Genomic DNA, 22094 nt, shown 5'->3' with positions numbered 1-22094 from the left:
TATTGGGTCCTGCTTGGAAGCCTTAGACCAGCGCGCCGCGCTTACGGATCTTGACGAGGCCCTTGTTGATGCGTGACGCCCAGAACGGGCCCTCATAAAGGAACGCAGTGTAGCCCTGCACCAAGGTTGCCCCTGCATTCAAACGGTCCTGGACATCCTGGGCTGACTCCACGCCGCCCACGGCAATGAGTACGAGCTGATCCCCCACGGCGTCCTTGAGTCGTCGCAGCACCTCCAGTGATCGCTGCTTCAACGGGGCACCTGAAAGCCCACCGGCCCCCAGTGATCCAACCTTCGCAGCATCAGTGACGAGGCCGTCCCGGGCAATGGTGGTGTTTGTTGCGATGATGCCGTCCAGCTTGAGGTCAAGCGCAAGCCGGGCGACGTCGTCGATGTCCTCATTGCTCAGGTCAGGCGCAATCTTGACGAGGAGGGGAACGTGGCGACCAGCAGCTTCATCTGCGGCATCCCCCACGGCCCGGAGCAGCGGCCGAAGAGTTTCCACGTTCTGGAGCAGCCGAAGTCCCGGCGTGTTGGGCGAACTGACGTTGACCACCAGGTAGTCCGCGGCGGGAGCGAGGCTCCGGGCGCTGACGAGGTAGTCTTCTGTGGCCTCATCCAACTCAACAACTTTCGTCTTGCCGATGTTGACACCAATAACGGGCCGCACATCGGCATGCAGGCGCTGAAGTGCAGCTTTCGCCGACTTGAGCCGCGGAGCCACTGCTGCTGCACCGTCGTTGTTGAAGCCCATCCGGTTGATAACGGCGCGGTCCTCAATCAATCGAAACAGACGCGGCTTTTTGTTGCCCGGCTGCGCCTGCCCGGTGATGGTTCCGACCTCCACATGGCCAAACCCCAGATCGGCCAGTGCTTCGATTCCGTGGCCTTCCTTGTCAAAGCCGGCCGCGAGGCCGAAGGGAGAGGGGAACGTCAACCCAAAAGCCTCCGTTCGAAGGGACGCATCCGGAGCTGTGATCCTGGCTAGGACCCGGCCTGCACCGGTGCGGTGTGCCGCGCGGATCGCTTGAAAGCCGATCTTGTGGGCTTTCTCGGCATCCATCCAGGAGAAGGCGAGCTTGAAGAAGGTGGGGTAAACACGCATGGTCCTAGTTTTCCGGTTTACCGACAACACACCAAACCCGTGACCTTGCCTGCGGCTAGCATGTACGCATGCCGCTACAAGATCGTGATGCAGATCATGGGAATCGAATCCTCGCCGACGTCGTCGTTGTAGGTGCAGGGCTGTCCGGACTGGTAGCGGCGGCAACCGCCTACGCGGCAGGCAAGCGCGTGGCGATCCTGGACCAGGAATCAGCGGCATCGCTGGGTGGACAGGCGCATTGGTCCTTCGGGGGCTTGTTCATGGTTGACACCCCGGAGCAGCGCCGGCTGGGTGTCAGGGATAGCGCTGAATTGGCGCTCTCGGACTGGATGGCCTCCGCAGGCTTTGACCGGCCACACGACGCGATGGCGCAGCAGTGGGCCGAATCCTATGTCCAGTTTGCGGCCGGTGAGAAGCGCGCCTGGTTGAAGAGCCTCGATGTCGGCATCTTCCCTCTGGTGCAATGGGCAGAACGCGGGGGTTATGGTCCCCAGGGACATGGAAACACGGTTCCTCGATTCCACGTTACGTGGGGAACTGGCCCCGCCCTCCTGGAACCGTTCTTAGCAAAGGTACAGGAAGGCGTCCAGGCCGGAAGGGTATCGCTGCACTTCCGGCATAGGGCTACTTCATTAACGACGACGGCCGGCCGGGTGGCGGGCGTCACGGGCCAGATACTGGAACCCTCGACGGCGGTGCGCGGCCAAGCGTCCTCGCGATCCGCCGTCGGGGATTTCGAGGCCAGGGCCGGCGCTGTCGTAGTGACCACCGGCGGCATCGGCGGCAATCACGAGACCGTGCGTCGGCAATGGCCGGGCAACGCTGCACCGTTGGACATGCTCAGCGGAGTTCCCGCTTCAGTGGATGGTGATTTCCTTCCTGTAGCGGAATCCCTCGGTGCATCGTTGGTGAACGGAGACCGCATGTGGCACTACCCCGAAGGAATCCACAACTACGATCCGGTGTGGCCCAAGCACGGCATCCGCATCCTTCCCGGTCCGTCATCCCTGTGGTTGGATGCGGATGGGCAACAGTTGCCGGCGCCTCTATTTCCGGGTTTCGATTCCCTTGGCGCGCTTCGGCACATCGTCGCCACCGGTCACAGCTATTCGTGGTTCGTCCTGAATCGCACCATTGCCCTCAAGGAACTAGCGCTGTCCGGATCCGAGCAGAACCCGGACCTGACCGGGAGGGACGTGTCACTGCTCGTTTCGCGACTGAAACCAGGCAGCGATACTCCCATACAACGCTTCCTGGACAAAGGCATCGATTTCATTCAGGGATCCTCGCCTCATGACCTTGCCGGAAAAATGAACGCACTCGCTGGAAATCAACTGGTCAGCGCTGACCACTTGGACGCGCTGGTGCGCGCCCGCGACCTTCAAGTGGCCAGCGGGCTGGGCAAGGACCCCCAATTGGCTGCTATCCGCGCGGCCCGCCGTTTTGCCACTGACAAACTGATGCGCGTGGCTCCCCCACACCGCCTGGCGGATCCTGCCCACGGACCACTCATTGCCATCAGGCTGTCCGTCCTCACAAGGAAGAGTTTGGGAGGGCTGCAGACTGACCTCCGATCCCGGGTCCTGGACCAGGAAGACCGGGCGATCCCGGGCCTTTACGCAGCCGGTGAAGCGGCGGGCTTCGGCGGAGGCGGTATCCACGGGTACAGGGCACTGGAAGGCACCTTCCTGGGTGGATGTCTTTTCACGGGCAGGGCCGCGGGACGCCATGCAGCGGCGAGTGTCTAAGCTGAAGGCATGGATTGGTCGACCGACATACTGGGAATGGACTTCCAGTCATGCGCCTTGGACGTGGAAGGACCTGACGGTGTGGTGCGCCGTGCGACCCTTGTCCGCCACCGGCCTGAGTCGGCCACTCACGACGGCCAAGCCCCGCAAGGTGCGTTGCTATTCCTGCACGGCTGGAGCGACTACTTCTTCAACGTGGAACTTGCCAGGTTTTGGGCAGGGCACGGTTACGAATTCTATGCATTGGACATGCATAACCATGGACGGAGCCTGACTTCAGGTTCGCCAGGCGGTTACGTGGCCAACCTTGGCGACTACGACGCCGAAATAAGCCGCGCCATCGAGGTCATCCGCAGCGACAGCCCGGGATCCCGCCTCAACGGCGTTGCACTGATGGGCCATTCCACCGGCGGCCTCATCGCGGCGCTGTGGACGAGCAAACACCAAGGCCAAGTTCAATACCTGATCCTGAACAGCCCCTGGCTTGAGATGCACGGCAACTCGATCGTACGGCGTGCCGCACAAGCCATGGTGGGACCCATTGCCAGAGTCCGGCCCGAGATGGTCTTAAGGCTGCCGGAGCGTGGATTCTACTTCCGTAGCATCAGCAATACCGCCGAAGGCGAATGGCCGCTGGATGAAAAGTACCGGCCACCCCTGGCCTTTCCCGTCAGGGCCGGTTGGCTTAGCGCCGTCCTGGCCGGCCACTCACAGGTTGCACGCGGCCTGGACCTGGACATCCCGGTCCTGGTTCTGACATCGGCAGCCAGCGCCAACGGAATGGTGTGGCAGGAGTCCATGCGGCGTTCGGATGCTGTACTGGACGTCGGGATCATCGCATTGCGTGCCATGGCCTTGGGGCGCAGCGTGACTCTGGAAAGAGTGGATGGCGGGCTGCATGATGTCTTCCTGTCCGCACCCAACGTCCGGGCCGATGCCTACGCGAGGCTTTCACGATGGATTCGCGGATATATGGAAAGTGACTTGCCGCAGGTACGGCAGGAAGGGGACACATGACCACCACTGAAGAATCGGTATCCCTGTGGCAACCTGACATCCTGGGCGCCGGATACGAGCGTCTGGAACTCCCCCTTTCTCCTGACGAGGAGGGCCCTGTCAAGGCAACACTCATCAGGCATGCCCCGCCCGTCACAGCTTCAACTCCTCACGGCATCCTTGATTTCTTCTCCACCTTCACGCAACGCAGGCGACGTGCGGCGTCAGTGGATCCCACGGGGGCGCCACGAGTGGTTCTCTACCTGCACGGCTGGGCTGACTACTTCCTCCAGACCGAACTGGCCGAGTACCTGACGGCGTCCGGCTTTCATTTCTATGCGCTGGACCTACGGAAATTTGGGCGGAGCCTGTTACCTGGCCAGACGCCCGGATACACAACCGATCTGGCTGTCTACGACGAAGACATCGAAGCAGCCTTACTGGAGATCGAACGAGACGTTGTGGCCCGGACCAACAGTCCAGCGTCGCCAACCATTCATATGCTCGCGCACTCCTTGGGAGGTCTGATTGCTTCTTTGTGGGCGGACCGCCATCCAGGCAGGATCGGGACACTTGTCCTGAACTCGCCCTGGCTGGAGCTCCAGGGCAGCAGCCTGGTTCGCAGCATCGCCATGCACCTGGTGGAGCCCTTCGCGCGAACGGACCCCAAGCGTCCGTTCAGGTTCCCTGAGATGCCTGCGTACTGGGAGAGCGTCAGCAACCAGGCCCATGGCGAGTGGCCGCTGGATCCCATCTGGCGTCCGCGCGCCTCATTCCCCATCCGCGCCGGTTGGACAAAGGCAGTGCTTGCCGGCCATAAAACGGTAGAGCGAAAACTCAACATCGATGCTCCGGTACTGGTCCTTTTATCGGGCCGGACCCGGATCCAGGCGGAATGGACGTCAGACCTCATGAGGGCCGATGCCGTGATCGACGTCGAGGAGACGTCCCGGCGCGCGCTGGGCCTGGGCAGGCGAACGGCTGTGTTCCGCTACCCAGGGGCGCTGCACGACATCTTCTTGTCGCGGAGGACCATCCGTCAACAGGCGTACCATGACGTGTCGGTCTGGCTTTCGTCCTACCCGTATTGAAGTAGCAGGCCCATGCTAATTTGCGGCCGGGGCTGCGTCGACTGCCCCGCCGTAGCGGCGATCCCGCTTGGCGTAAATCTCGACGGCGTCCCAAAGGGTGCGCCTGTCTACGTCCGGCCACAACGTGTCCATGAAGACGAATTCGGCATATGCGGACTGCCACAGCAGGAAGTTTGACAACCTCTGCTCCCCCGAACTGCGCAGGAAGAGGTCCACGTCGGGAAGGTCGGGCTCGTCCAGGTACTTCTGGATGGTCTTTTCCGTCACCGATCCCGGCTTGAGTCGCCCGGCGGCAACATCCTCGGCTATGGCCGAGACGGCGTCGGCAATTTCTGCCCGGCCACCATAGTTAACACACATGGTCAACGTGCAGGTGTCATTGGCCTTGGTGAATTCCTCGGCCTCTTCAAGCTCACGGATCACCGAGCCCCAAAGCCTGGGTCGGCGACCGGCCCAGCGGATCCGGACCCCCCACTCATCGAGCTGGTTCCGTTGGCGACGTAGCACGTCCTTGTTAAATCCCATCAGGAAGCGGACTTCCTCCGGGGATCGTCGCCAATTCTCGGTGGAAAACGCATACACGCTAACGTACTTGATGCCTAGTTCAATGGCTCCGGCCATAACGTCCAGCAGTGCCGGCTCGCCGGCCTTGTGCCCCTCAATTCGTGGCAATCCCCGCTGGTTGGCCCAACGCCCATTGCCATCCATGACAATCGCTACATGCTGCGGAATAAGTTCACTTGGAATATTGGGCGGAACGGCACCTGAAGGATGTCCATAAGGGGCCACTACGGGCGAAGTCCGTGTCCGGGTTGTCTTGCTTTTCTTTCCAAGTGCCACAGTCAGCTTCGCTCCACATGTTTGAGTGATTTCAAGGCGCGTTCCAAATGCCATTGCAGGTAACTGGCCACCAGTCCAGCTGCTTCGCGTCGATGCCGCGAATCCGAGGCGTCAGCGACGCTCCAATCCCCGGTGAGGAGGGCTCCGAGCAAAACCACGGTTTCCGGCGCCGGGGCCGGTGAGCCAGGAGGGCGGCAATCGCCACACACCATTCCACCCAGTGGTGCGGCAAAGGCCGTGTGCAGCCCGGGCTTGCCGCACCGGGCGCAATCAGTAAAGCTCGGCGCCCATCCACCAGTGGCCAACGCGCGCAGGAGATAGGAGTCCAGGATAAGTTCTGGAGCATGGTCCGAGCGGCTGAGCGCCGCCAAGGCACCCACCAGGAGGTTGTACTGGGCAGTGCCGGATTCGGCGTCCGCGTCCGTAAGCTTCTCGGCCGTCTCCGTCATGGCAGCAGCTACAGTGAAGCGGCCATAGTCCGCTGCAATGCTGCTCCCATAGGCGCCTTTGGCAACAGCCTGGGTGACGATATCCAGAGTTCGGCCAGAGATAAGCTGCAAGTCGGCCACCATGAACGGTTCCAGCCGGGCGCCGAAACGGCTGGTGGTCCTCCGCACACCTTTTGCGACCGCACGGACTTGCCCATGATGCTTGGTCAGCAGGGTAATGATTCGATCTGCCTCGCCCAACTTATGGGTGCGGAGCACAACGGCATCGTCCCGGTAGGACCGTGCTGCAAATGAGGAGGGATTGGCCACAACTAATCTTCGCACTAAGCCGGTTGCCAAGAAGGACACAAGACCGTGTGGTGACGGTATTTTCCCGTCACCACACGGTCCAGGCGTTAGGCCCGGGCGTCCCGAACTGCCCGGTTTACGGCAGAGATGAGTGCCTTGAGTGAGGAAGTAGTGGTGCTGGGATCGATTCCCACGCCCCAGAGGACACGTTCGCCCACCGCGCACTCAACATAAGCAGCCGCACTTGCGCTGCCGCCCTCTGACAATGCGTGTTCGCTGTAGTCGAGCACCCGGACATCAACGCCGTCGTGGTGCAGGATGTCCAGGAGCGCGGCGATTGGACCATTACCGTGGCCCGTCCTGCGCACCTCCACGCCATCAATCCGCAGGTTCGCATTCATGGTCATAGCGCCGGACTCGTCCGTTTCGGTGCTTACGCTGCCCAAGGAGTACCGGCCCCACTGGGCTTGTTCCTCATCGGAGGGCAGGTATTCGTCCTGGAAGATCTGCCAGAGCTGCGCCCCGCTGACCTCGCCACCAACAGCGTCTGTCCGGCGCTGGATGACGCCGGAGAATTCAATCTGGGCGCGCCGCGGGAGATCGAGGTTGTGCTCGTTCTTCAGCAGGTATGCGACGCCGCCCTTGCCGGACTGCGAGTTGACCCGGATGACAGCTTCATAGCTTCGGCCCAGGTCCTTGGGATCAATAGGCAGGTACGGAACCTGCCAGGTGAAGTCGTCCACGGGCACGCCCGCCGCTGCAGCATCCTTCTCCAGTGCTTCGAAGCCCTTCTTGATGGCGTCCTGGTGCGAGCCGGAAAAGGCAGTGAAGACGAGATCGCCACCATAGGGCGAACGTTCGGGAACCGGCAACTGGTTGCAGTACTCAACCGTGCGGCGGATCTCGTCTATGTCGGAGAAGTCGATCATGGGGTCCACGCCCTGGACAAACATGTTCAGGCCCAGGGTGACGAGGTCAACGTTTCCTGTGCGCTCCCCATTGCCGAACAGGCAGCCCTCAATGCGGTCTGCTCCGGCCAGATAGCCGAGCTCCGCGGCAGCAACGCCGGTACCGCGATCGTTGTGCGGGTGCAGCGAAATGATGATGCCGTCGCGGGGATGCAGATTGCGGTGCATCCACTCAATGGAGTCGGCGTAAACGTTCGGAGTAGCCATCTCCACCGTGGCAGGCAGGTTGATAATGACCTGCTTGTCCGCTGATGCTTCAAAAACATCTGCAATCGCGTTGCAAACCCGGGCTGCATACTCCAGCTCGGTTCCGGTGAACGACTCCGGAGAGTACTCGTAGGTGATGTGGGTATCGGTCAGCGTCTCTTCATACTTCTTGCACAGGCGGGCACCCTGCAGGGCGATATCAAGGATGCCATCCTCGTCCTGGTTGAAGACGACCCGGCGCTGCAGCACAGAAGTGGAGTTGTACAGGTGCACGATCGCCTGCTTGGCACCCACCAAGGACTCATAGGTCCGTTCGATCAGGTGTTCACGCGCCTGGGTGAGGACCTGAATAGTGACGTCGTCCGGAATATGGCCGCCTTCGATCAGCTGCCGAACGAAATCAAAGTCGGTCTGGGATGCGGAGGGGAACCCAACCTCGATCTCCTTGAATCCCATGTTGACCAGCAGCTGGAACATCTTCAGCTTGCGCGCCGGGCTCATGGGATCGATCAGCGCCTGGTTGCCATCGCGCAGGTCCACTGCACACCAGCGTGGAGCCTTGGTGATGACTTTGTCCGGCCAAGTGCGATCCGGAACTTCGACAGTGATCTGGTCCTGGAAGGGCAGGTAGCGGTGAATCGGCATACCGGAGGGCTTTTGTGCATTACGCATGTCGTGTTGGCCTTTTCTCTAAGATCTAAATGAAAGCTTAGCCGGGCACAACTAAACTCCGCGGCGAGGGTGGCCCAGCTTTCAGATAGCTTTCAGGCCTCGCCGCGGCAGCTAAGAAGAAGCATTCCCGCACGCACAAGTTCACAGTAACACGGTGCGTATGATGACATTGCAACACCTCATGCAACGTCCACTATGCAGACGCAGCGACGGTGGCAACGCCGGCTGCAGCGTCCATTCAAGGAGCCACATTGCCACAGTCGGGGATCACTCTTTCCAACATCGATCACAGCGTCCGGCCGCAGGACGATCTCTACCAGCACGTCAACGGTGCATGGCTGAACAGCACGACGATCCCTGACGACCGCCCGCTGGAAGGCACCTTCACCGCTCTGCGGGACGAGGCAGAACTGGCTGTCAAGGCGATCATCGAGGAAGCCGCGAACAAGGGATCATCAGCCTCCGGCATCGAACAGAAGGTCGGCGGACTTTACGCGAGCTTCATGGATGAGGCCGCGGCCGAGGCCAAAGGACTCGAACCCTTGCAGGACCGACTCAAGGAAGTCCAGTCCGTGGGTTCTGCAGAGGAATTTGCGGCGTTGCTGGGCCGGCTCTTCCGGTGCGACGTGTCCGGTTTGTTCTCCATCTACCCGGCACCCGACGCCGGAAACCCGGAGCGGATTCTTCTGTACATAGGCCAAGGCGGCCTCGGCCTCCCGGACGAGTCCTACTATCGCGATGAAAAGTTTGCGCCGATTGTGGCTGCCTACGGTGAATACATCGCCAAGTTGTTCGGCCTCGCCGGGGTTGCAGACGCAGAAGCCGCTGCTGGCCGCATCGTTGCTTTGGAAAAGGCCCTCGCATCCCACCACTGGGACAACGTCACCCTTCGGGATCCCCAAAAGACGTACAACTTGAAAACTGCGGAAGAAGCAGCGAAGCTGTTCCCCCTCTTGGATACCTGGTTTGACGCCGGCCGCGTCGATGCCGGCAAACGCGGCGAGATCGTGGTCAGCACGCCGGACTTCTTTGACGGCGCGGCGGCGCTTCTGGAATCGGAACCCCTTGCCGTCTGGAAGGAATGGCTGACCCTGAGGGTGCTCAGCTCTGCTGCCCCTTACCTGTCCTCGGAGTTTGTGGACACGAACTTCGACTTCTACGGGACTACCCTCAGTGGCACGCCACAGAACAAGGAGCGTTGGAAGCGCGGTGTGGCCGTCGTCGAAGCAGCACTTGGCGAGGCAGTGGGCCAAATCTACGTGGAGCGCCATTTCCCTGAGGGACACAAGGCCAGAATGCAGACCCTCGTGGGCAACCTGATCGCGGCCTACCGCGAAAGCATTTCTTCCCTTGAGTGGATGGGTGAGGACACCAAGGCCGAAGCCCTAAAGAAGCTGGACGCGTTCCGCCCCAAGATTGGTTTCCCTGAGAAATGGATCGACTACTCCGCCGTTGAGATCGACCCCAATGACCTCCTGGGTAACGTTGAACGGGCGCATGACGCCGACGTCGATCGCCACCTGGATGAAATCGGCAAGCCGGTGGACTTGGACAAGTGGCTCATGACGCCACAGACCGTGAACGCCTACTATCACCCGATGCTGAACGAAATCGTGTTTCCGGCCGCTATCCTCCAGCCGCCGTTCTTCACGGCAGAAGCAGACGACGCCGTGAACTACGGCGGCATTGGTGCTGTGATCGGACATGAGATCGGGCATGGATTCGATGACCAGGGATCCCAATTCGACGGAAGCGGAGCCCTCCGCAATTGGTGGACAGAAGAGGACAGGACGGCCTTCGAAGCCCGCACGGCAAAGTTGGTTGCCCAGTTCGACGCCCTATCCCCCTACGCGGCACCTGACCACAAGGTCAACGGCAAACTGACCCTGGGTGAGAACATCGGCGACCTGGGCGGCCTCACCATTGCGTATAAGGCCTACTTGCTCAGCCTCGATGGTGCCGAGCCTGAGGTCCTGGATGGTTTCACAGGCCAGCAGCGGTTCTTCATGTCCTGGGCTGCCGGCTGGCGCCAGGTGATCCGCACCGAAGAAGCGATCCGCAGGCTTGCTACCGATCCACACTCCCCCAACGAGTTCCGCACCAATGCCATTGCCCGGAATCTCGACGCCTTCCACGAAACATTCCAGGTCAAGGATCAAGACCGGATGTGGATGGCACCTGAGGACCGAGTCAGCATCTGGTAGAGGTACTACAACGAATGGCCGGCCCCTGGATAACCCGGGGTCCGGCCATTCGTCTTTGGTCCCGCCTTGGCGCCATTGCGCCGTGCCAACTGCCACTGCGTGATGCCAAGCTGACTGCTACTGCGTTATGCCGCGCCGACTGCTACTGCGTGATGTAGAGCGGGTTCACCTGTTGGCAGACTGCTTCTTTGGCCGTCTGGTTGACCACATCGGGCGGAACCGAGGCCGCCCCATAGGCTGTCCCCGTTGCGAAGTCCGTACCCACGTAGAGCTGCACGCCCGAAACTCCCCGGGCTTGCTGAACCTGTGCCGCCGGGATGCCGAACAGCGTGGCGACGTCCGTAGCAACATCAGCAAAGTCCGGACCGTAGTAGACCACGGTTTTCTCCACTGGGTTTGCCAAATATGACACTGACTGTGTAAATCCATTGCCGGTCAAGGTCGCCAGGATTTCCTGTGCCCTGGTCCCAACTCCGCTGCCGTTGGCGACCGCCACTGGCTGGATGGCTTTGTTATAAGCCGGGACTGGAGGGGCAGCGGTGGTAGGCGCCGCCGAAGGTGTTCCGTCCCCGGGCGCTGTTGGAGCCGGGCTTGAGGTTGCTCCGGGATTTGTCAGGTCCAGATCGGCGCGGAGGGCTGCGAAGAGCTGTGATGCCTGGGGCTCAACGAGCTCCAACCGGTTGGGGTCCACTGCAGCGGGCTGGGTGGGGACAGCGACGAACGCGACCTTGGACACATCGATGTCCTTCAGCCTTCCACCAATCGTCAACAGCGATGGCACCGACGCCAAGCCCTCATCGACGGTCAGGTTTTGCGTGACGACATCAGCGATCTGCAGCAGCCTTTGCGGGTTGCCGAGCGTGCCGTCGGCCTTCAGCTTCCGCGTCAGTGATGACAGAAATGCCTGCTGGCCCTTGATCCTGCCCAGATCGCCACCGTCGCCGAAGGCATGCCGGGTACGCAGGAACGCCAGTGCCTGCTCGCCTTCGACCTGGGAATTGCCCTTCGCCAAACGAAGACCGGAGTCGGGATCAAAGACGGGATCACTGACGCACACATCCACGCCTCCGACAGCCTTGGAGAGTTCCTTGACCGCGTTGAAGTCGGCCATCATGAAGTGATCTATTTCCAGGCCGGTGAGCTTGTTGATGGTGTCCACAGCGCAGCCTATTCCGGCTTCTGCCATGGCTTCGTTGATCATCACGCCGCTCCGCGCGGGGAACGTCTGGTTGTTGGTATGGTCCGTGCACTGGGGTACATCGACCAGGAGGTCACGCGGGAAACTCATGACGCTGACCCGTTTATTGTCCGCAGAAATGTCCAGCAGCATCATGACATCCGAGTGGCCGTAGCCCGTGGAATCGTCCGCGTTGCCGTACTGGGAGTTTTTCCCATCACGGGTATCTGACCCGAGGATGAGAATCTGCAGGCGGTCCGATTTGTCATTGACCACGGCATCACTGCTATCGCGTGATTCGGCAGCGGAAAGCGGGGCCTTGGTGATGTTGGTCTGTAGCCGGATAAACCAGAAGGCTGCAAAAGCAACGCCGGCAACGAGAGCCACCGATACGAGGCCGGTAACGATCTTTAGCCACAACGGGAGCCCCTTGGGCGCGTTCATGTGGCGCGGGGTTCCCTCGGGGTCCTCCCCATGGCGCGCCGCATCGGGAGCAGCGGTGCCGGGGCCCAGCGGGCGGGCGTCACGACGTCGCACTATTCGGTTACCTTTCCTCAAACACGTGGATCCCCGCAATCATAGTGGCCGATTCTGGGAAGTTCCTTATCGGGCCCAGGCCACGCCGTTGCCGTGACGCCGGGTCAGAAGCCGAGTTTTACCAATTGCTTGGGATCCCGCTGCCAGTCTTTGGCAACCTTGACATGCAAATCCAGGTAGATCCTGGTTCCCAGGAGCGTCTCGATTCCCTTACGCGCGTTGGTGCCGACTTCCCGCAGCCTGCTGCCACCCTTACCGATGATGATGGCTTTTTGGGAAGGCCGCTCCACGTAAAGATTGACGCGGACGTCCAACAAGGGATTGTCCTCCGTACGTCCTTCACGGGGCACGATTTCCTCAACGACCACGGCAAGCGAGTGGGGAAGTTCATCCCGGACACCTTCGAGTGCGGCTTCGCGGATGAGTTCGGCAATCATGACGGCCTCGGGCTCGTCGGTCAGTTCGCCATCCGGGTAAAGAGGGGGCGACGGAGGCATGTGCCCGATCAGTACGTCGGCAACAGTGGATACCTGGAAACCATCGGCGGCAGAAACGGGTACGATATCCGCCCAGCCTTGTTCTCCTAGGACTTCGCGACCCAAGGCAGCAACTGCGAGCAACTGTTCCGTCAGTGCCTGCCGGTCCACCAGGTCAGTCTTTGTCACAATGGCAACGATGGGCTTGCGGCCCACGGCAGCCAACTGAGCGGCGATGTACTTATCCCCGGGACCAATTTTCTCGTTGGCGGGCAAGCAGAAGCCGATAGCGTCCACCTCGGACAACGTGTCAGCCACGAGGTCGTTGAGCCGCTTTCCCAGTAGCGTGCGGGGCCGGTGGAGGCCAGGCGTATCAACCAGGATCAGTTGTGCATCTTCGCGGTGGACGATGCCACGAATCGTGTGGCGCGTGGTCTGCGGTTTGGCCGAGGTAATGGCCACCTTCTGCCCCACCAACGCATTTGTCAGAGTGGACTTACCCGCGTTGGGGCGGCCAACAAGGACCGAGAATCCGGCGTGGAAGCCACCGAAATCGTCATCGGCGTCGAATTTCTTATTTTGCTTGCTCACGTGGAACTCCCTGTTGCGTTGTGTCTGCCTCATCGAGAAGGTCTTCAAAGTCAGTGTCTTCCTTTGGCATGGCTGCCGCAATGATGTGGCTGACCCGGTTTCGGCGACCCTCAAGCCTATCTGCCTTTAGGGACACACCGTTCACTTCAACCGAGCTCCCAACGATCGGAACCTGGCCGAGGGCCTTGGCAAGGAGGCCTCCAACGGTGTCCACTTCGTCGTCGTCGAGGTCGATATCGAACAGCTCCCCGAGGTCATCAATGCTCATGCGGGCACTCACCCGGTAGGTTCCGTCTCCGAGGTCCACCGCTTCTTCCGCCGCGGCATCGTACTCGTCCACGATCTCTCCTACGATTTCCTCGATGAGATCCTCCAAAGTCACCAGGCCCGCTGTGCCGCCGTACTCATCGATAACGATGGCCACGTGGGTTGATTCCTTCTGCAGTTCCTTCAAGAGGTCGCTCACGGGCTTGGATTCCGGGACGTACCGAACATCCCGGGCGAGAGAATCGACGTCGTGCGGTTGCAGTCCGGGTTCGCCGCGATGCATCGCCGCGGCAACGTCCTTGAGATAGAGAATGCCGCGGATCTGGTCCGTGTTCTCGCCAATGACCGGTATCCGGGAGTAGCCGGAGCGAAGGAAAAGGGCCATGGCCGCTTCAAGGTCCGAGCCCGTCCCAATGCTGACGATGTCCGTGCGCGGAACCATGACCGAGCGAACCAAGGTGTCGCCGAAGTCAAAGACTGAGTGGATGAGCTCTGCCTCGTTGTCTTCGATCATGTCCGATTCCGCCGCCCGGTCCACGAACTCGCGGAATTCTTCCTCGCTGACAAACGCGTCGTCACCGCCGGGGGCCCCGGGCGCGACTGCGCTCCCCAACGCAACCAGCCAGCCGGGAATCGGTCCGAGGATCCAGCAAAGGAACCTGATCAGCGGCGCGGTAAACCGGACGATGGGACCGGAATGCGCGCGTCCCAACTGCCGGGGCGAGACGCCAACCAACACGAATCCGATGACGGCCATGATGCCAGTCGCCGCCAGGCCGGCAAGCCACACGTTGTCCAGCAAACTGTGCATGACGACAGCGACCGCGACAGCTGCCGCCATCTCGAACCACACCCGCCAGAACCGCAGGGCACGCATGTGTGCGACGGGGTTCTTGAGGATGCTCGCCAAGGCCTTGCCCTTGCTGCGGACTACCGATTGTTCAGCTTCGTGCCGGGGCAGGAAATTGAACGCAGCCTCAGCTGCGGTCAGCAAGGCCACGAAACTGAGGAAAACCAGTGCCATGCCGACCAGGATGAGCGAGGTCACTGCATGGTCTCCATGGGGGCATCCTTGCCCAGGAACTCAGACAGCAACTCACGCTGCAAACCGAACATTTCTTCCTTTTCCTCCGGTTCGGCATGGTCGAAACCAAGCAGGTGGAGGATGCCGTGCGTGGCGAGCAACAGCATTTCGTCTTGGGTGGTGTGTCCGGCGTTCCGAGCCTGCACTTCGGCCACCTGGGGGCAAATGGCGATGTCTCCGAGCATTCCCTGCGGCGTGGGTTTATCGGGCGTGCCCGGCGTCAACTCGTCCATGGGCACCGAGAGCACATCCGTGGCCCCTGGTTCGTCCATAAGTTCGATATGCAGCTTCTCCATGGCGGGTTCATCCACCAGGAGGATGGATAGCTCAGCCTGCGGATGGATGTAGAGGCGCTCGAAGATGAACCGCGACAATGTCACCAGTTGGGCTTCGTCCACGTCCACGCCGGATTCGTTGTTGATTTCAATGCTCATTTTCGTTCTCCACGTTTGTGATGTGTGCCGGCAGCCCCATCCGTACGGTGCGCGTCATCCCACCTGCTGTAGGCGGAGACGATGTCTGCAACCAAACGGTGCCGGACGACGTCCGCAGCCTCCAGGATGGAGAAATTGACGTCATCGATCCCACTGAGGATTTCCCGTACGATCCGGAGTCCGGAGGTGGAGCCAAAAGGCAGGTCGATCTGCGTTACGTCTCCTGTAACAACCATCTTGGAACCGAATCCGAGACGGGTCAGGAACATCTTCATTTGTTCAGGGGTGGTGTTCTGGGCCTCGTCCAGGATGATGAAGGCGTCGTTGAGCGTCCGGCCACGCATGTAGGCCAACGGTGCGACTTCAATGGTGCCGGCAGCCATGAGCCGGGGAATAGACTCGGGATCCATCATGTCATGCAAGGCGTCGTAAAGCGGACGCAGGTAGGGATCGATCTTGTCGCTCAGCGTTCCCGGCAGGAAGCCCAGCCGCTCCCCCGCCTCAACAGCGGGCCGGGTCAGGATGATCCGGCTTACTTCCTTGAGCTGAAGGGCCTGCACGGCCTTGGCCATGGCGAGGTAGGTCTTGCCAGTACCTGCCGGGCCAATACCGAAGATCACTGTGTTCGCATCGATGGCATCCACATAGTTCTTCTGGTTCAAGGTTTTGGGCCGGATGGTTTTGCCACGACTCGAGAGAATGTTGTGGGTAAGGACATCCACGGGATTCTGGACTGACTGTGTCCTCAGGAGGGAAACGAGCTGCTGGAGGACATCAGGGGTAACGACGGTCCCCCTCGCCACCAGTCCGCGGACCTCCTCAAGGAGGCGCATGATGCGCGGTATGACCGTGGACGGACCGGACATGGACAATTCATTGCCGCGAACGTGGAAGTTGACGTCCGGGAACTGCTCCTCGATGTAGCGCAAGGCTTCGTCATGGCTGCCCAATGAGTGAACCATCTGATCGGAGTTGTCGAACGTGACGATTTCCGTGCGCGTGCCCGGTAAGGTGTGCGGGAACTCGGTGGTGGCTGGGTTCCCGTTTCCGGTCCGCAGCCGCCCATTCAGGGATTCACTCATAGTGGTGGCCGTACGGCCTCTTCTCCTCTGGTCGGATAACAGTTGGTCCATCGTTTCGACAATGGGACTGGCTCAACCGCCAGGCCATATGCCGGAATGCCTTCAATCCTACGCCAGCCCGGCAGACCACGGGCGTTTGCCCGCCCATCCTCCCCTGAGGGCTCCGTCGGCTGCGACATTGTCTCAACTCGGCATCAAGCGGGTATCAATCCTGTTTCAGTTGCCGCCAGTACCCACAAACCCGGCAAGCCGCCGTCGACGATATGCCAAGCTGGCTGGAGCGGGTAGTGAGACTACGCCCGTTGGACGGGCCGGCGACAACCGCCGGCCGCAAAGGCAAGGAAACCCCCATCGCGCAGTCAGTAAGCCATCAGCCCGGCGGGCGAAAGCGGAAAAAGTCCGCCGTCGCAGCGCCTGCGATGCTTGCTGTCCTTTTGCTCACCGGCTGTATCGCCAACGGTGGACCCACCCAAGCTACCTCCAGTGCGCCACCAGTCAGCGTCCAGGAAGCTCCGGCCAGCAATGCTCCCTTGGAAACCACCCAGGCGTCCACCAAGATCCCGGTCTACTGGATTGGCCGCAGCAAGGAAGACGTCTACCTGTACCGCGAATTCAGGGACATCTCCGGCGACGGAAACCCCGTCACCACAGCGCTGCGGATCATGATGGCTGATAAGCCGTTGGACCACGACTTCTTCACTCCTTGGCAGGACCCAGGCAGCCTGGCAACATCCATTTCGGGCAAGAACGTGATCACAGTTGATATTTCGCGGGATGCCTTCAATTCCAACCTTGATGCAGGTATGGCGCAGCGCGCTGTGCAGCAGCTGGTCTACACGGCCACCGCAGCGGCTTCGTCATCGGGCCTGATCAACTCAGGGCAGCAGATCCAAGTGGTCATCCTGGTGGACGGTCACACGGATTTCATGGCGTTCGGCCAGGTGCGGCTCGGTCAACCGATGGCCAGGGACGCTTCCTTGGTGGCGCCACTATGGATCATCGATCCGCAGGAGGACACTTCGCTCCCTGCGGGGGCAGTTAAGTTCAATGGCCGCAGCACTGACAGCTCCAAGCCCGTCAGCTGGCAGATCCTCCGGGACAACGGCAATGGCGAAAAGGCAAGCCTCCTGACCGGCCAGACAAAAGCCACAGGAGAGCCGGGGCAATTCGGCGTCTTCTCGTTCAGCGCGACCCTGAAACCGGGGAAATACGAATTGCGCGTATCCCAGGTCCAGGACTCCGGGCAAGCAGACACATCCACCATGGATACGCGCCTTTTCAGCGTCGGCTAGACCCAGCGCCCGCTAAGGTAGCTTCAGCTGCCAGGCCGCACGGCCTACCAGCGACCCAGGACGTCGGAGGCGAGTACGACGGCGGCGGGTCCCGCCGTCGAGGACCTCAGGACATGGTGGCCCAAGAGAGCCGTAACCGCCCCGGCGTCGCTGAGGCGGGTTACCTCGCGCGGCGAGATGCCGCCTTCCGGCCCCACGATCAAGAGGACTTCACGCGGCGAGTCCAGCCCGCCGCCCTCAGCCACGATCGGCGCTTCAAGGACGGTGCGCAAAGGGTTCTTGGCGTCCTCGTGAAGGATCACAGCCAGATCCGCGGCAGCAACAGCCTTTGCCAACGCCGCGGAATCCAGGATAGGACGCACCTCCGGTATCCACGCCCGGCGGGCCTGTTTCGCCGCGGCAGTGACCACAGACTGCCACTTCGCGTGGGCCTTCGCAGCGCGATCCCCCTTCCAGCGGACGATGGATCGCTCAGCCTGCCATGGGATCACTGCGTCTATGCCCAGTTCGGTGGCCGTCTCAATGGCCAACTCGTCGCGGTCACCCTTGGCTAAAGCTTGGACAAGCACCAAACGCACGTCCGGCTGGTCTTCGAAAATCACACCGGACGCCATGACGGACAAACTTCCAGGGCCGACCTCTGCCACCGTGCCTGTCAGGCGGGCTCCTGCGCCGTCGGCAATGTCCACAGCCTCACCGACAGTGAGTCTCTTCACCGTGACGGCATGCCGGGCTTCTGGACCGTCGATGACGAACAACGCGCCCGGCTCAACACCATGCAGGCTCCCGGCGGGCGTGAAGAAAACGGGGTTGCTCACCGCTACAGGTTACCGAGCTTGTCCCGCAGCTTGGCGAACATGCCGCCGCTGGCCACGAGTTTGCCTTCGCTGAACTGCTCACCGCGCAACTTGGCAAGCTGCTGCAGGAGCTCTTCCTGTGCCGGATCCAGCTTGACCGGTGTCTCAACGTGCAGGTGTACCTTGAGATCGCCGCGGCCGTAGCCCCTGAGGTGGGTGACGCCCAAACCGCGAAGCGTGATGACCTCGCCGGACTGGGTGCCAGCCTTGACGTCGATCTCCTGGGGCCCGTCGAAGGTTTCCAGGCTCAGTTCCGTACCCAAAGCTGCTGCCGTCATGGGAACGCTCAGCGTAGCGTGAAGGTCGTCGCCTTCGCGGATATAGGTGGAGTCACTGTTGACGCGGATTTCCACATAGAGGTCACCGGCAGGTCCGCCTGCCGGTCCCGCTTCGCCCTGTCCGGAGAGCTGGATCCGCGTACCCGTGGCAACGCCGGCAGGTACCTTGATGGTGAGCGACCGGCGGCTCCGGATGCGGCCCTGCCCGTTGCACTCATTACAGGGGTCCTTGATGACTGTTCCGAAGCCCTCGCAGGAACCACATGGTGCCGTGGTCATGACCTGGCCCAGGATGGATCGAACGGCCCGCTGGACTTGGCCACTGCCGCCGCAAATGTCGCAACGCTCCGGGTGCGTACCCGGCCGGCAGCAGCTGCCATCACACGTGGGGCAGACCACTGCCGTGTCAACTTCGAGCTTCTTGTTGACACCAAACACGGCGTCCTTGAGGTCGATGCGGACACTGATCAGTGCGTCCTGGCCCCGGCGCACGCGGGAGGCCGGACCAGCATGCCCGCCGCCACCGCCAAAGAAGGTATCGAAGATGTCCTGGAACGCGAAGCCCTGGCCGGAGTAGCCGCCACCGAAGCCGTTGTCAGTGCCGTTCTCGTTACCGGTGGCATCGTAGACGCGACGCTTTTGGGGGTCGGACAGCACTTCGTAAGCATGCGTCACGGCCTTGAACTGCTCCGCGACATCCTCCCCCGGGTTCACGTCCGGGTGAAGCTTGCGCGCCAACTTGCGGTACGCCTTTTTGATCTCTTCCCCGGTGGCTTCCGGCGAGACTCCCAAAACGTCATAGTGGCTGCTCAAAGTCGGTATCTCTTCCTTGTTGTACTGCAGATTCTTACCTCGGGCCGGCGTCAGCCGCCGAGAATGCGGGAAAGGTAGCGGGCCACGGCGCGCACCGCAGCCATGGTGGTGGGATAGTCCATCCGGGTTGGTCCGAGGATGCCCACCTTGGCACCGGAGCCATATCCCGTTGCCACGACCGATGCTTCTGCCAGGCCGTCATATGGATTCTCGCGCCCGATGCTCACTGTCACGCCGCGGGGATCATCTCCCATGTCAGACAACAACCGGAGCATGACAACTTGTTCCTCAAGAGCTTCCAGCACTGGTCCGATGCTCAACGGGAAGTCCACATTCGAGCGCGCAAGGTTGGCTGTTCCGGCCATGACGATACGTTCTTCACGGCTGGTGTCGCTCAGGGCCTGGAGACCATGTGCAAGATGCTGCGCGAGCCCACGAAGGTCCGGCGGACACAGCGCAACCACGGAAGGCAGTACCTGCGGCAGCAGTGCCAGTTGAGTCCCCGCGATGCTGCCAAGGAACCGGGAACGCAGGGCCATCAAGGCCTCGTTGCTTACATCGGAGCCGGCCTCGATGACTTTCTGGCCAACGCTTCCGGTATCTGCGATGAGCACCACGAGTACCTGTTTTGGCGCCAGGAGAACAAATTCGACGTGACGGACCAGGGCCCGGTTGGAGTGCGGGTACTGAACGACGGCGACCTGGTTGGTCAGTTGCGACAGTAGCCTGACGGTGCGCTCAAGGATGTCGTCGAGGTCGTCGGGCCCCTCAAGCAGCGAGTGGATGGCTCGACGCTCCGCGGCGGACAACGGCTTGACCTGCGAGATCCGGTCCACGAACAGCCGGTAGCCCTTGTCCGTGGGGATGCGGCCTGCGCTGGTGTGGGGCGCTGCGATGAGGCCTTCTTCTTCCAGTACCGCCATATCATTCCGGATAGTGGCGCTGGAAACGCCGAGATGGTGCCGCTCCACAAGCGCCTTGGACCCAACAGGCTCACGGGAATGCACGTAATCCTCAACGATTGCGCGCAGCACTTCAAGCTTGCGTGGCTCACTCATTGCAACACCTCCTGACGACTGTCCGTGCCTATAGCGGACCAATTGTTAGCACTCAACATGCCTAAGTGCTAACAAGTCTAGTATGAGCCAGCACGTTGCTAGCATTGAAACCGCCCACGGGAGTTATTCCCAGCACAACCAGCACAAAGGGGTATGAAGTCCTTGGCTTTCGATACGTGGGGCCCGCAGGATCTGTCCGCTCCTGCCAAACGCCAACTCCCTGAGGTAGCCGTCCAGCGCGGGATGGTCCTTGAAGACGTCCAGTCCGGCTGGGTGGGCGAAGTCACCCGGGTGGAGAAATCCGGGGGAATGCACATCGTCTCCCTTGAGGACCGGCGTGGTAAAACCAAGTCCTTCCAACTAGGGTTTGGTTTCCTGCTTGAAGGGCAGGCCATCCGTCTCATGCCTCCGGCCGCAAAGGCTCCTGGTTCCCCTGTGCAGGCGGGTCGAACGGCATCGGGGTCAGTAAGGGTCCTTGGCCAGCGTGCCCAAGTGGCCAAGGCGAGCCGTATTTGGGTGGAAGGCAAGCACGACGCAGAACTGGTGGAGAAAGTCTGGGGTGACGATCTCCGCGTTGAGGGCATCGTCGTCGAGCCGCTGCACGGCGTGGACGATCTCAAATCAGCTATTGCCGCATTCTCCCCCGGGCCAGGGCGCAGGCTCGGGATCCTGGTAGATCACCTCGTGGCGGGGTCAAAGGAATCACGCATCGCCGCAGAAGCCATGACAGTGCCCGGAGCCGCCGGAAACGTCCTGATCGTGGGGCATCCGTATGTTGACGTCTGGCAAGCCATCCGGCCAAAAGTGCTGGGTATTGAGCGGTGGCCGGAAGTTGCGCGGGGCACTGACTGGAAGACCGGGATTCTGACCGCTTTCGGTTGGCCCCACGAAACCGCCGAAGACATTGGACTCGGCTGGCAGCGCCTGCTTGGTGCGGTACGCAGCTACGCGGACTTGGAGGCCTCACTCCTGGGACGGGTGGAGGAAGTCATCGATTTCCTCACCACTCCCTGACAGCCCTGTCCTGATTTACGTTCCTTGAGTGGCTTTTCCCGGAGATGTAACGGGGCGTTGGTCCCGGGAGGACCCGGGACCCAGTATTCTGGGACAGCAACACCGCAGCATCTTTACAGCAAAGGGAAGACACCGTGGCAGAGAACGCTCCTGAAGAACCGGGCAGCGCCGCAGGCCAGCCCCAGTACCATGGCGCGCCCGCGAACGCACTCCCACTGACGGCAAGCGAAGACCGGCAGTGGGCCACGTTGGCGCACTTCGGGGGAATTCTGGGATGCCTGCCGTCCCTGTTGATCTATCTGATCTTCCGTGACCGCGGACCGTTTACGGCACAGGAATCCAAGGAAGCCCTGAACTTCACGCTTCCTCCGACCATCGCGGCAGTCCTGGCAAACATCCTGGTTCTGCTTCCCGTGGTGGGCAATATCTTTGCAGTCATCGCCACGGGCATCTGGGTAGCACTCACGTGCTTCTCAGTCTCAGCGGGTATTCGTGTCAATCACGGACAACCCCACCGCTACAAGCTCAACCTGCGCTGGATTAAGTAGTTCCAGGCTTCCATGGGA

19 protein-coding genes are annotated in these 22094 nt (G+C 61.2%); 7 read left to right on the top strand and 12 right to left on the bottom strand.

Annotated features, from left to right (window positions below; all coding sequences use genetic code 11):
- Positions 1-22: 22 nt before the first annotated feature.
- Positions 23-1105, bottom strand: a complete 1083-nt coding sequence (locus tag ACFX4T_RS08285) for a quinone-dependent dihydroorotate dehydrogenase (protein WP_377651427.1) — start codon at positions 1103-1105, stop codon at positions 23-25.
- Between the two features lie 68 nt (positions 1106-1173).
- Between ACFX4T_RS08285 and ACFX4T_RS08280 the strand changes: the two genes are divergently transcribed.
- Genes ACFX4T_RS08280 through ACFX4T_RS08270 form a run of 3 tightly spaced genes read left to right on the top strand, consistent with a single transcriptional unit; the run spans position 1174 to position 4940 of the window.
- Entirely contained in the window at positions 1174-2853 is a 1680-nt protein-coding gene (locus tag ACFX4T_RS08280) for an FAD-binding dehydrogenase (protein WP_377651426.1), read from the top strand.
- Between the two features lie 9 nt (positions 2854-2862).
- A complete protein-coding gene (locus ACFX4T_RS08275) occupies positions 2863-3870 on the top strand; it encodes an alpha/beta hydrolase (RefSeq protein ID WP_216925605.1) in 1008 nt (335 codons plus the stop codon).
- Positions 3867-4940 (top strand): alpha/beta hydrolase, encoded by a 1074-nt coding sequence (locus ACFX4T_RS08270; protein ID WP_216925604.1) that lies wholly within the window; start codon positions 3867-3869, stop codon positions 4938-4940. Before ACFX4T_RS08275 ends, ACFX4T_RS08270 begins: the two co-directional genes overlap by 4 nt.
- Before the next feature lie 15 nt (positions 4941-4955).
- Here ACFX4T_RS08270 and ACFX4T_RS08265 read toward each other — a convergent pair whose 3' ends face one another.
- From ACFX4T_RS08265 to leuA, 3 genes are all read right to left on the bottom strand, one after another.
- The gene (locus tag ACFX4T_RS08265) at positions 4956-5780 is read right to left on the bottom strand and encodes an isoprenyl transferase (protein WP_216925603.1); all 825 of its coding nucleotides are present in this window, start codon (positions 5778-5780) and stop codon (positions 4956-4958) included.
- 2 nt (positions 5781-5782) lie between these two features.
- Positions 5783-6538, bottom strand: a complete 756-nt coding sequence (recO, locus tag ACFX4T_RS08260) for a DNA repair protein RecO (RefSeq protein ID WP_216925602.1) — start codon at positions 6536-6538, stop codon at positions 5783-5785.
- Between the two features lie 86 nt (positions 6539-6624).
- A complete protein-coding gene (gene leuA, locus ACFX4T_RS08255) occupies positions 6625-8364 on the bottom strand; it encodes a 2-isopropylmalate synthase (protein WP_216925601.1) in 1740 nt (579 codons plus the stop codon).
- Positions 8365-8615: 251 nt separating this feature from the next.
- Between leuA and ACFX4T_RS08250 the strand changes: the two genes are divergently transcribed.
- Positions 8616-10568 (top strand): M13 family metallopeptidase, encoded by a 1953-nt coding sequence (locus ACFX4T_RS08250; protein WP_223946154.1) that lies wholly within the window; start codon positions 8616-8618, stop codon positions 10566-10568.
- A gap of 142 nt (positions 10569-10710) precedes the next feature.
- On the opposite strand, the gene ACFX4T_RS08245 is transcribed toward ACFX4T_RS08250, so the two are convergent.
- The 5 genes from ACFX4T_RS08245 to ACFX4T_RS08225 all read right to left on the bottom strand — a co-directional run bounded on the left by ACFX4T_RS08245 (position 10711) and on the right by ACFX4T_RS08225 (position 16216).
- On the bottom strand, positions 10711-12282 hold the full coding sequence (locus tag ACFX4T_RS08245) for an LCP family protein (protein ID WP_216925599.1): 1572 nt from the start codon (positions 12280-12282) through the stop codon (positions 10711-10713).
- A 104-nt stretch (positions 12283-12386) separates the two neighbouring features.
- Positions 12387-13382, bottom strand: a complete 996-nt coding sequence (gene era, locus ACFX4T_RS08240) for a GTPase Era (RefSeq protein ID WP_254186498.1) — start codon at positions 13380-13382, stop codon at positions 12387-12389.
- Positions 13333-14664 carry a hemolysin family protein gene (locus ACFX4T_RS08235; RefSeq protein WP_216925597.1) on the bottom strand — a complete coding sequence of 444 codons (1332 nt, stop codon included), beginning with the start codon at positions 14662-14664 and terminating at the stop codon, positions 13333-13335. Before ACFX4T_RS08235 ends, era begins: the two co-directional genes overlap by 50 nt.
- Positions 14661-15134, bottom strand: coding sequence for an rRNA maturation RNase YbeY (ybeY, locus tag ACFX4T_RS08230; RefSeq protein ID WP_216925596.1), 474 nt, complete (start codon positions 15132-15134; stop codon positions 14661-14663). The genes ACFX4T_RS08235 and ybeY overlap by 4 nt, the downstream gene beginning before the upstream one ends.
- Positions 15131-16216, bottom strand: a complete 1086-nt coding sequence (locus ACFX4T_RS08225) for a PhoH family protein (protein ID WP_223946156.1) — start codon at positions 16214-16216, stop codon at positions 15131-15133. Before ACFX4T_RS08225 ends, ybeY begins: the two co-directional genes overlap by 4 nt.
- A 419-nt stretch (positions 16217-16635) precedes the next feature.
- Between ACFX4T_RS08225 and ACFX4T_RS08220 the strand changes: the two genes are divergently transcribed.
- Entirely contained in the window at positions 16636-17508 is an 873-nt protein-coding gene (locus tag ACFX4T_RS08220) for a GerMN domain-containing protein (RefSeq protein WP_216925657.1), read from the top strand.
- A 44-nt stretch (positions 17509-17552) separates the two neighbouring features.
- Here ACFX4T_RS08220 and ACFX4T_RS08215 read toward each other — a convergent pair whose 3' ends face one another.
- Genes ACFX4T_RS08215 through hrcA form a run of 3 tightly spaced genes read right to left on the bottom strand, consistent with a single transcriptional unit; the run spans position 17553 to position 20514 of the window.
- Positions 17553-18326, bottom strand: a complete 774-nt coding sequence (locus ACFX4T_RS08215) for a 16S rRNA (uracil(1498)-N(3))-methyltransferase (RefSeq protein ID WP_377651425.1) — start codon at positions 18324-18326, stop codon at positions 17553-17555.
- 2 nt (positions 18327-18328) lie between these two features.
- Positions 18329-19456 (bottom strand): molecular chaperone DnaJ, encoded by a 1128-nt coding sequence (gene dnaJ, locus ACFX4T_RS08210; protein ID WP_216925593.1) that lies wholly within the window; start codon positions 19454-19456, stop codon positions 18329-18331.
- A 50-nt stretch (positions 19457-19506) separates the two neighbouring features.
- Positions 19507-20514, bottom strand: a complete 1008-nt coding sequence (hrcA, locus tag ACFX4T_RS08205) for a heat-inducible transcriptional repressor HrcA (protein ID WP_216925592.1) — start codon at positions 20512-20514, stop codon at positions 19507-19509.
- Between the two features lie 162 nt (positions 20515-20676).
- Between hrcA and ACFX4T_RS08200 the strand changes: the two genes are divergently transcribed.
- Together ACFX4T_RS08200 and ACFX4T_RS08195 are read left to right on the top strand one after the other, a co-directional pair.
- On the top strand, positions 20677-21528 hold the full coding sequence (locus ACFX4T_RS08200) for a DUF3097 domain-containing protein (RefSeq protein WP_377651450.1): 852 nt from the start codon (positions 20677-20679) through the stop codon (positions 21526-21528).
- 134 nt (positions 21529-21662) lie between these two features.
- On the top strand, positions 21663-22076 hold the full coding sequence (locus ACFX4T_RS08195; RefSeq protein ID WP_159699313.1) for a DUF4870 domain-containing protein: 414 nt from the start codon (positions 21663-21665) through the stop codon (positions 22074-22076).
- Positions 22077-22094 lie beyond the last annotated feature (18 nt).

This window comes from Paenarthrobacter sp. YIM B13468 (assembly GCF_042788025.1).
GTDB lineage: Bacteria > Actinomycetota > Actinomycetes > Actinomycetales > Micrococcaceae > Arthrobacter > Arthrobacter aromaticivorans.
Note: the sequence above shows the minus strand (reverse complement) of the source record. Positions and strands in the feature narration are given on the sequence as shown.

Bases quoted from the DNA above. Each gene is read 5' to 3' on its own strand.
- ACFX4T_RS08275 (WP_216925605.1), top strand. From the start codon at position 2,863: ATGGATTGGTCGACCGACATACTGGGAATGGACTTCCAGTCATGCGCC.
- ACFX4T_RS08220 (WP_216925657.1), top strand. From the start codon at position 16,636: ATGCTTGCTGTCCTTTTGCTCACCGGCTGTATCGCCAACGGTGGACCC.
- ACFX4T_RS08280 (WP_377651426.1), top strand. From the start codon at position 1,174: ATGCCGCTACAAGATCGTGATGCAGATCATGGGAATCGAATCCTCGCC.
- ACFX4T_RS08225 (WP_223946156.1), bottom strand. From the start codon at position 16,216: ATGAGTGAATCCCTGAATGGGCGGCTGCGGACCGGAAACGGGAACCCA.
- ybeY (WP_216925596.1), bottom strand. From the start codon at position 15,134: ATGAGCATTGAAATCAACAACGAATCCGGCGTGGACGTGGACGAAGCC.
- ACFX4T_RS08285 (WP_377651427.1), bottom strand. From the start codon at position 1,105: ATGCGTGTTTACCCCACCTTCTTCAAGCTCGCCTTCTCCTGGATGGAT.
- era (WP_254186498.1), bottom strand. From the start codon at position 13,382: ATGAGGCAGACACAACGCAACAGGGAGTTCCACGTGAGCAAGCAAAAT.
- leuA (WP_216925601.1), bottom strand. From the start codon at position 8,364: ATGCGTAATGCACAAAAGCCCTCCGGTATGCCGATTCACCGCTACCTG.
- ACFX4T_RS08270 (WP_216925604.1), top strand. From the start codon at position 3,867: ATGACCACCACTGAAGAATCGGTATCCCTGTGGCAACCTGACATCCTG.
- hrcA (WP_216925592.1), bottom strand. From the start codon at position 20,514: ATGAGTGAGCCACGCAAGCTTGAAGTGCTGCGCGCAATCGTTGAGGAT.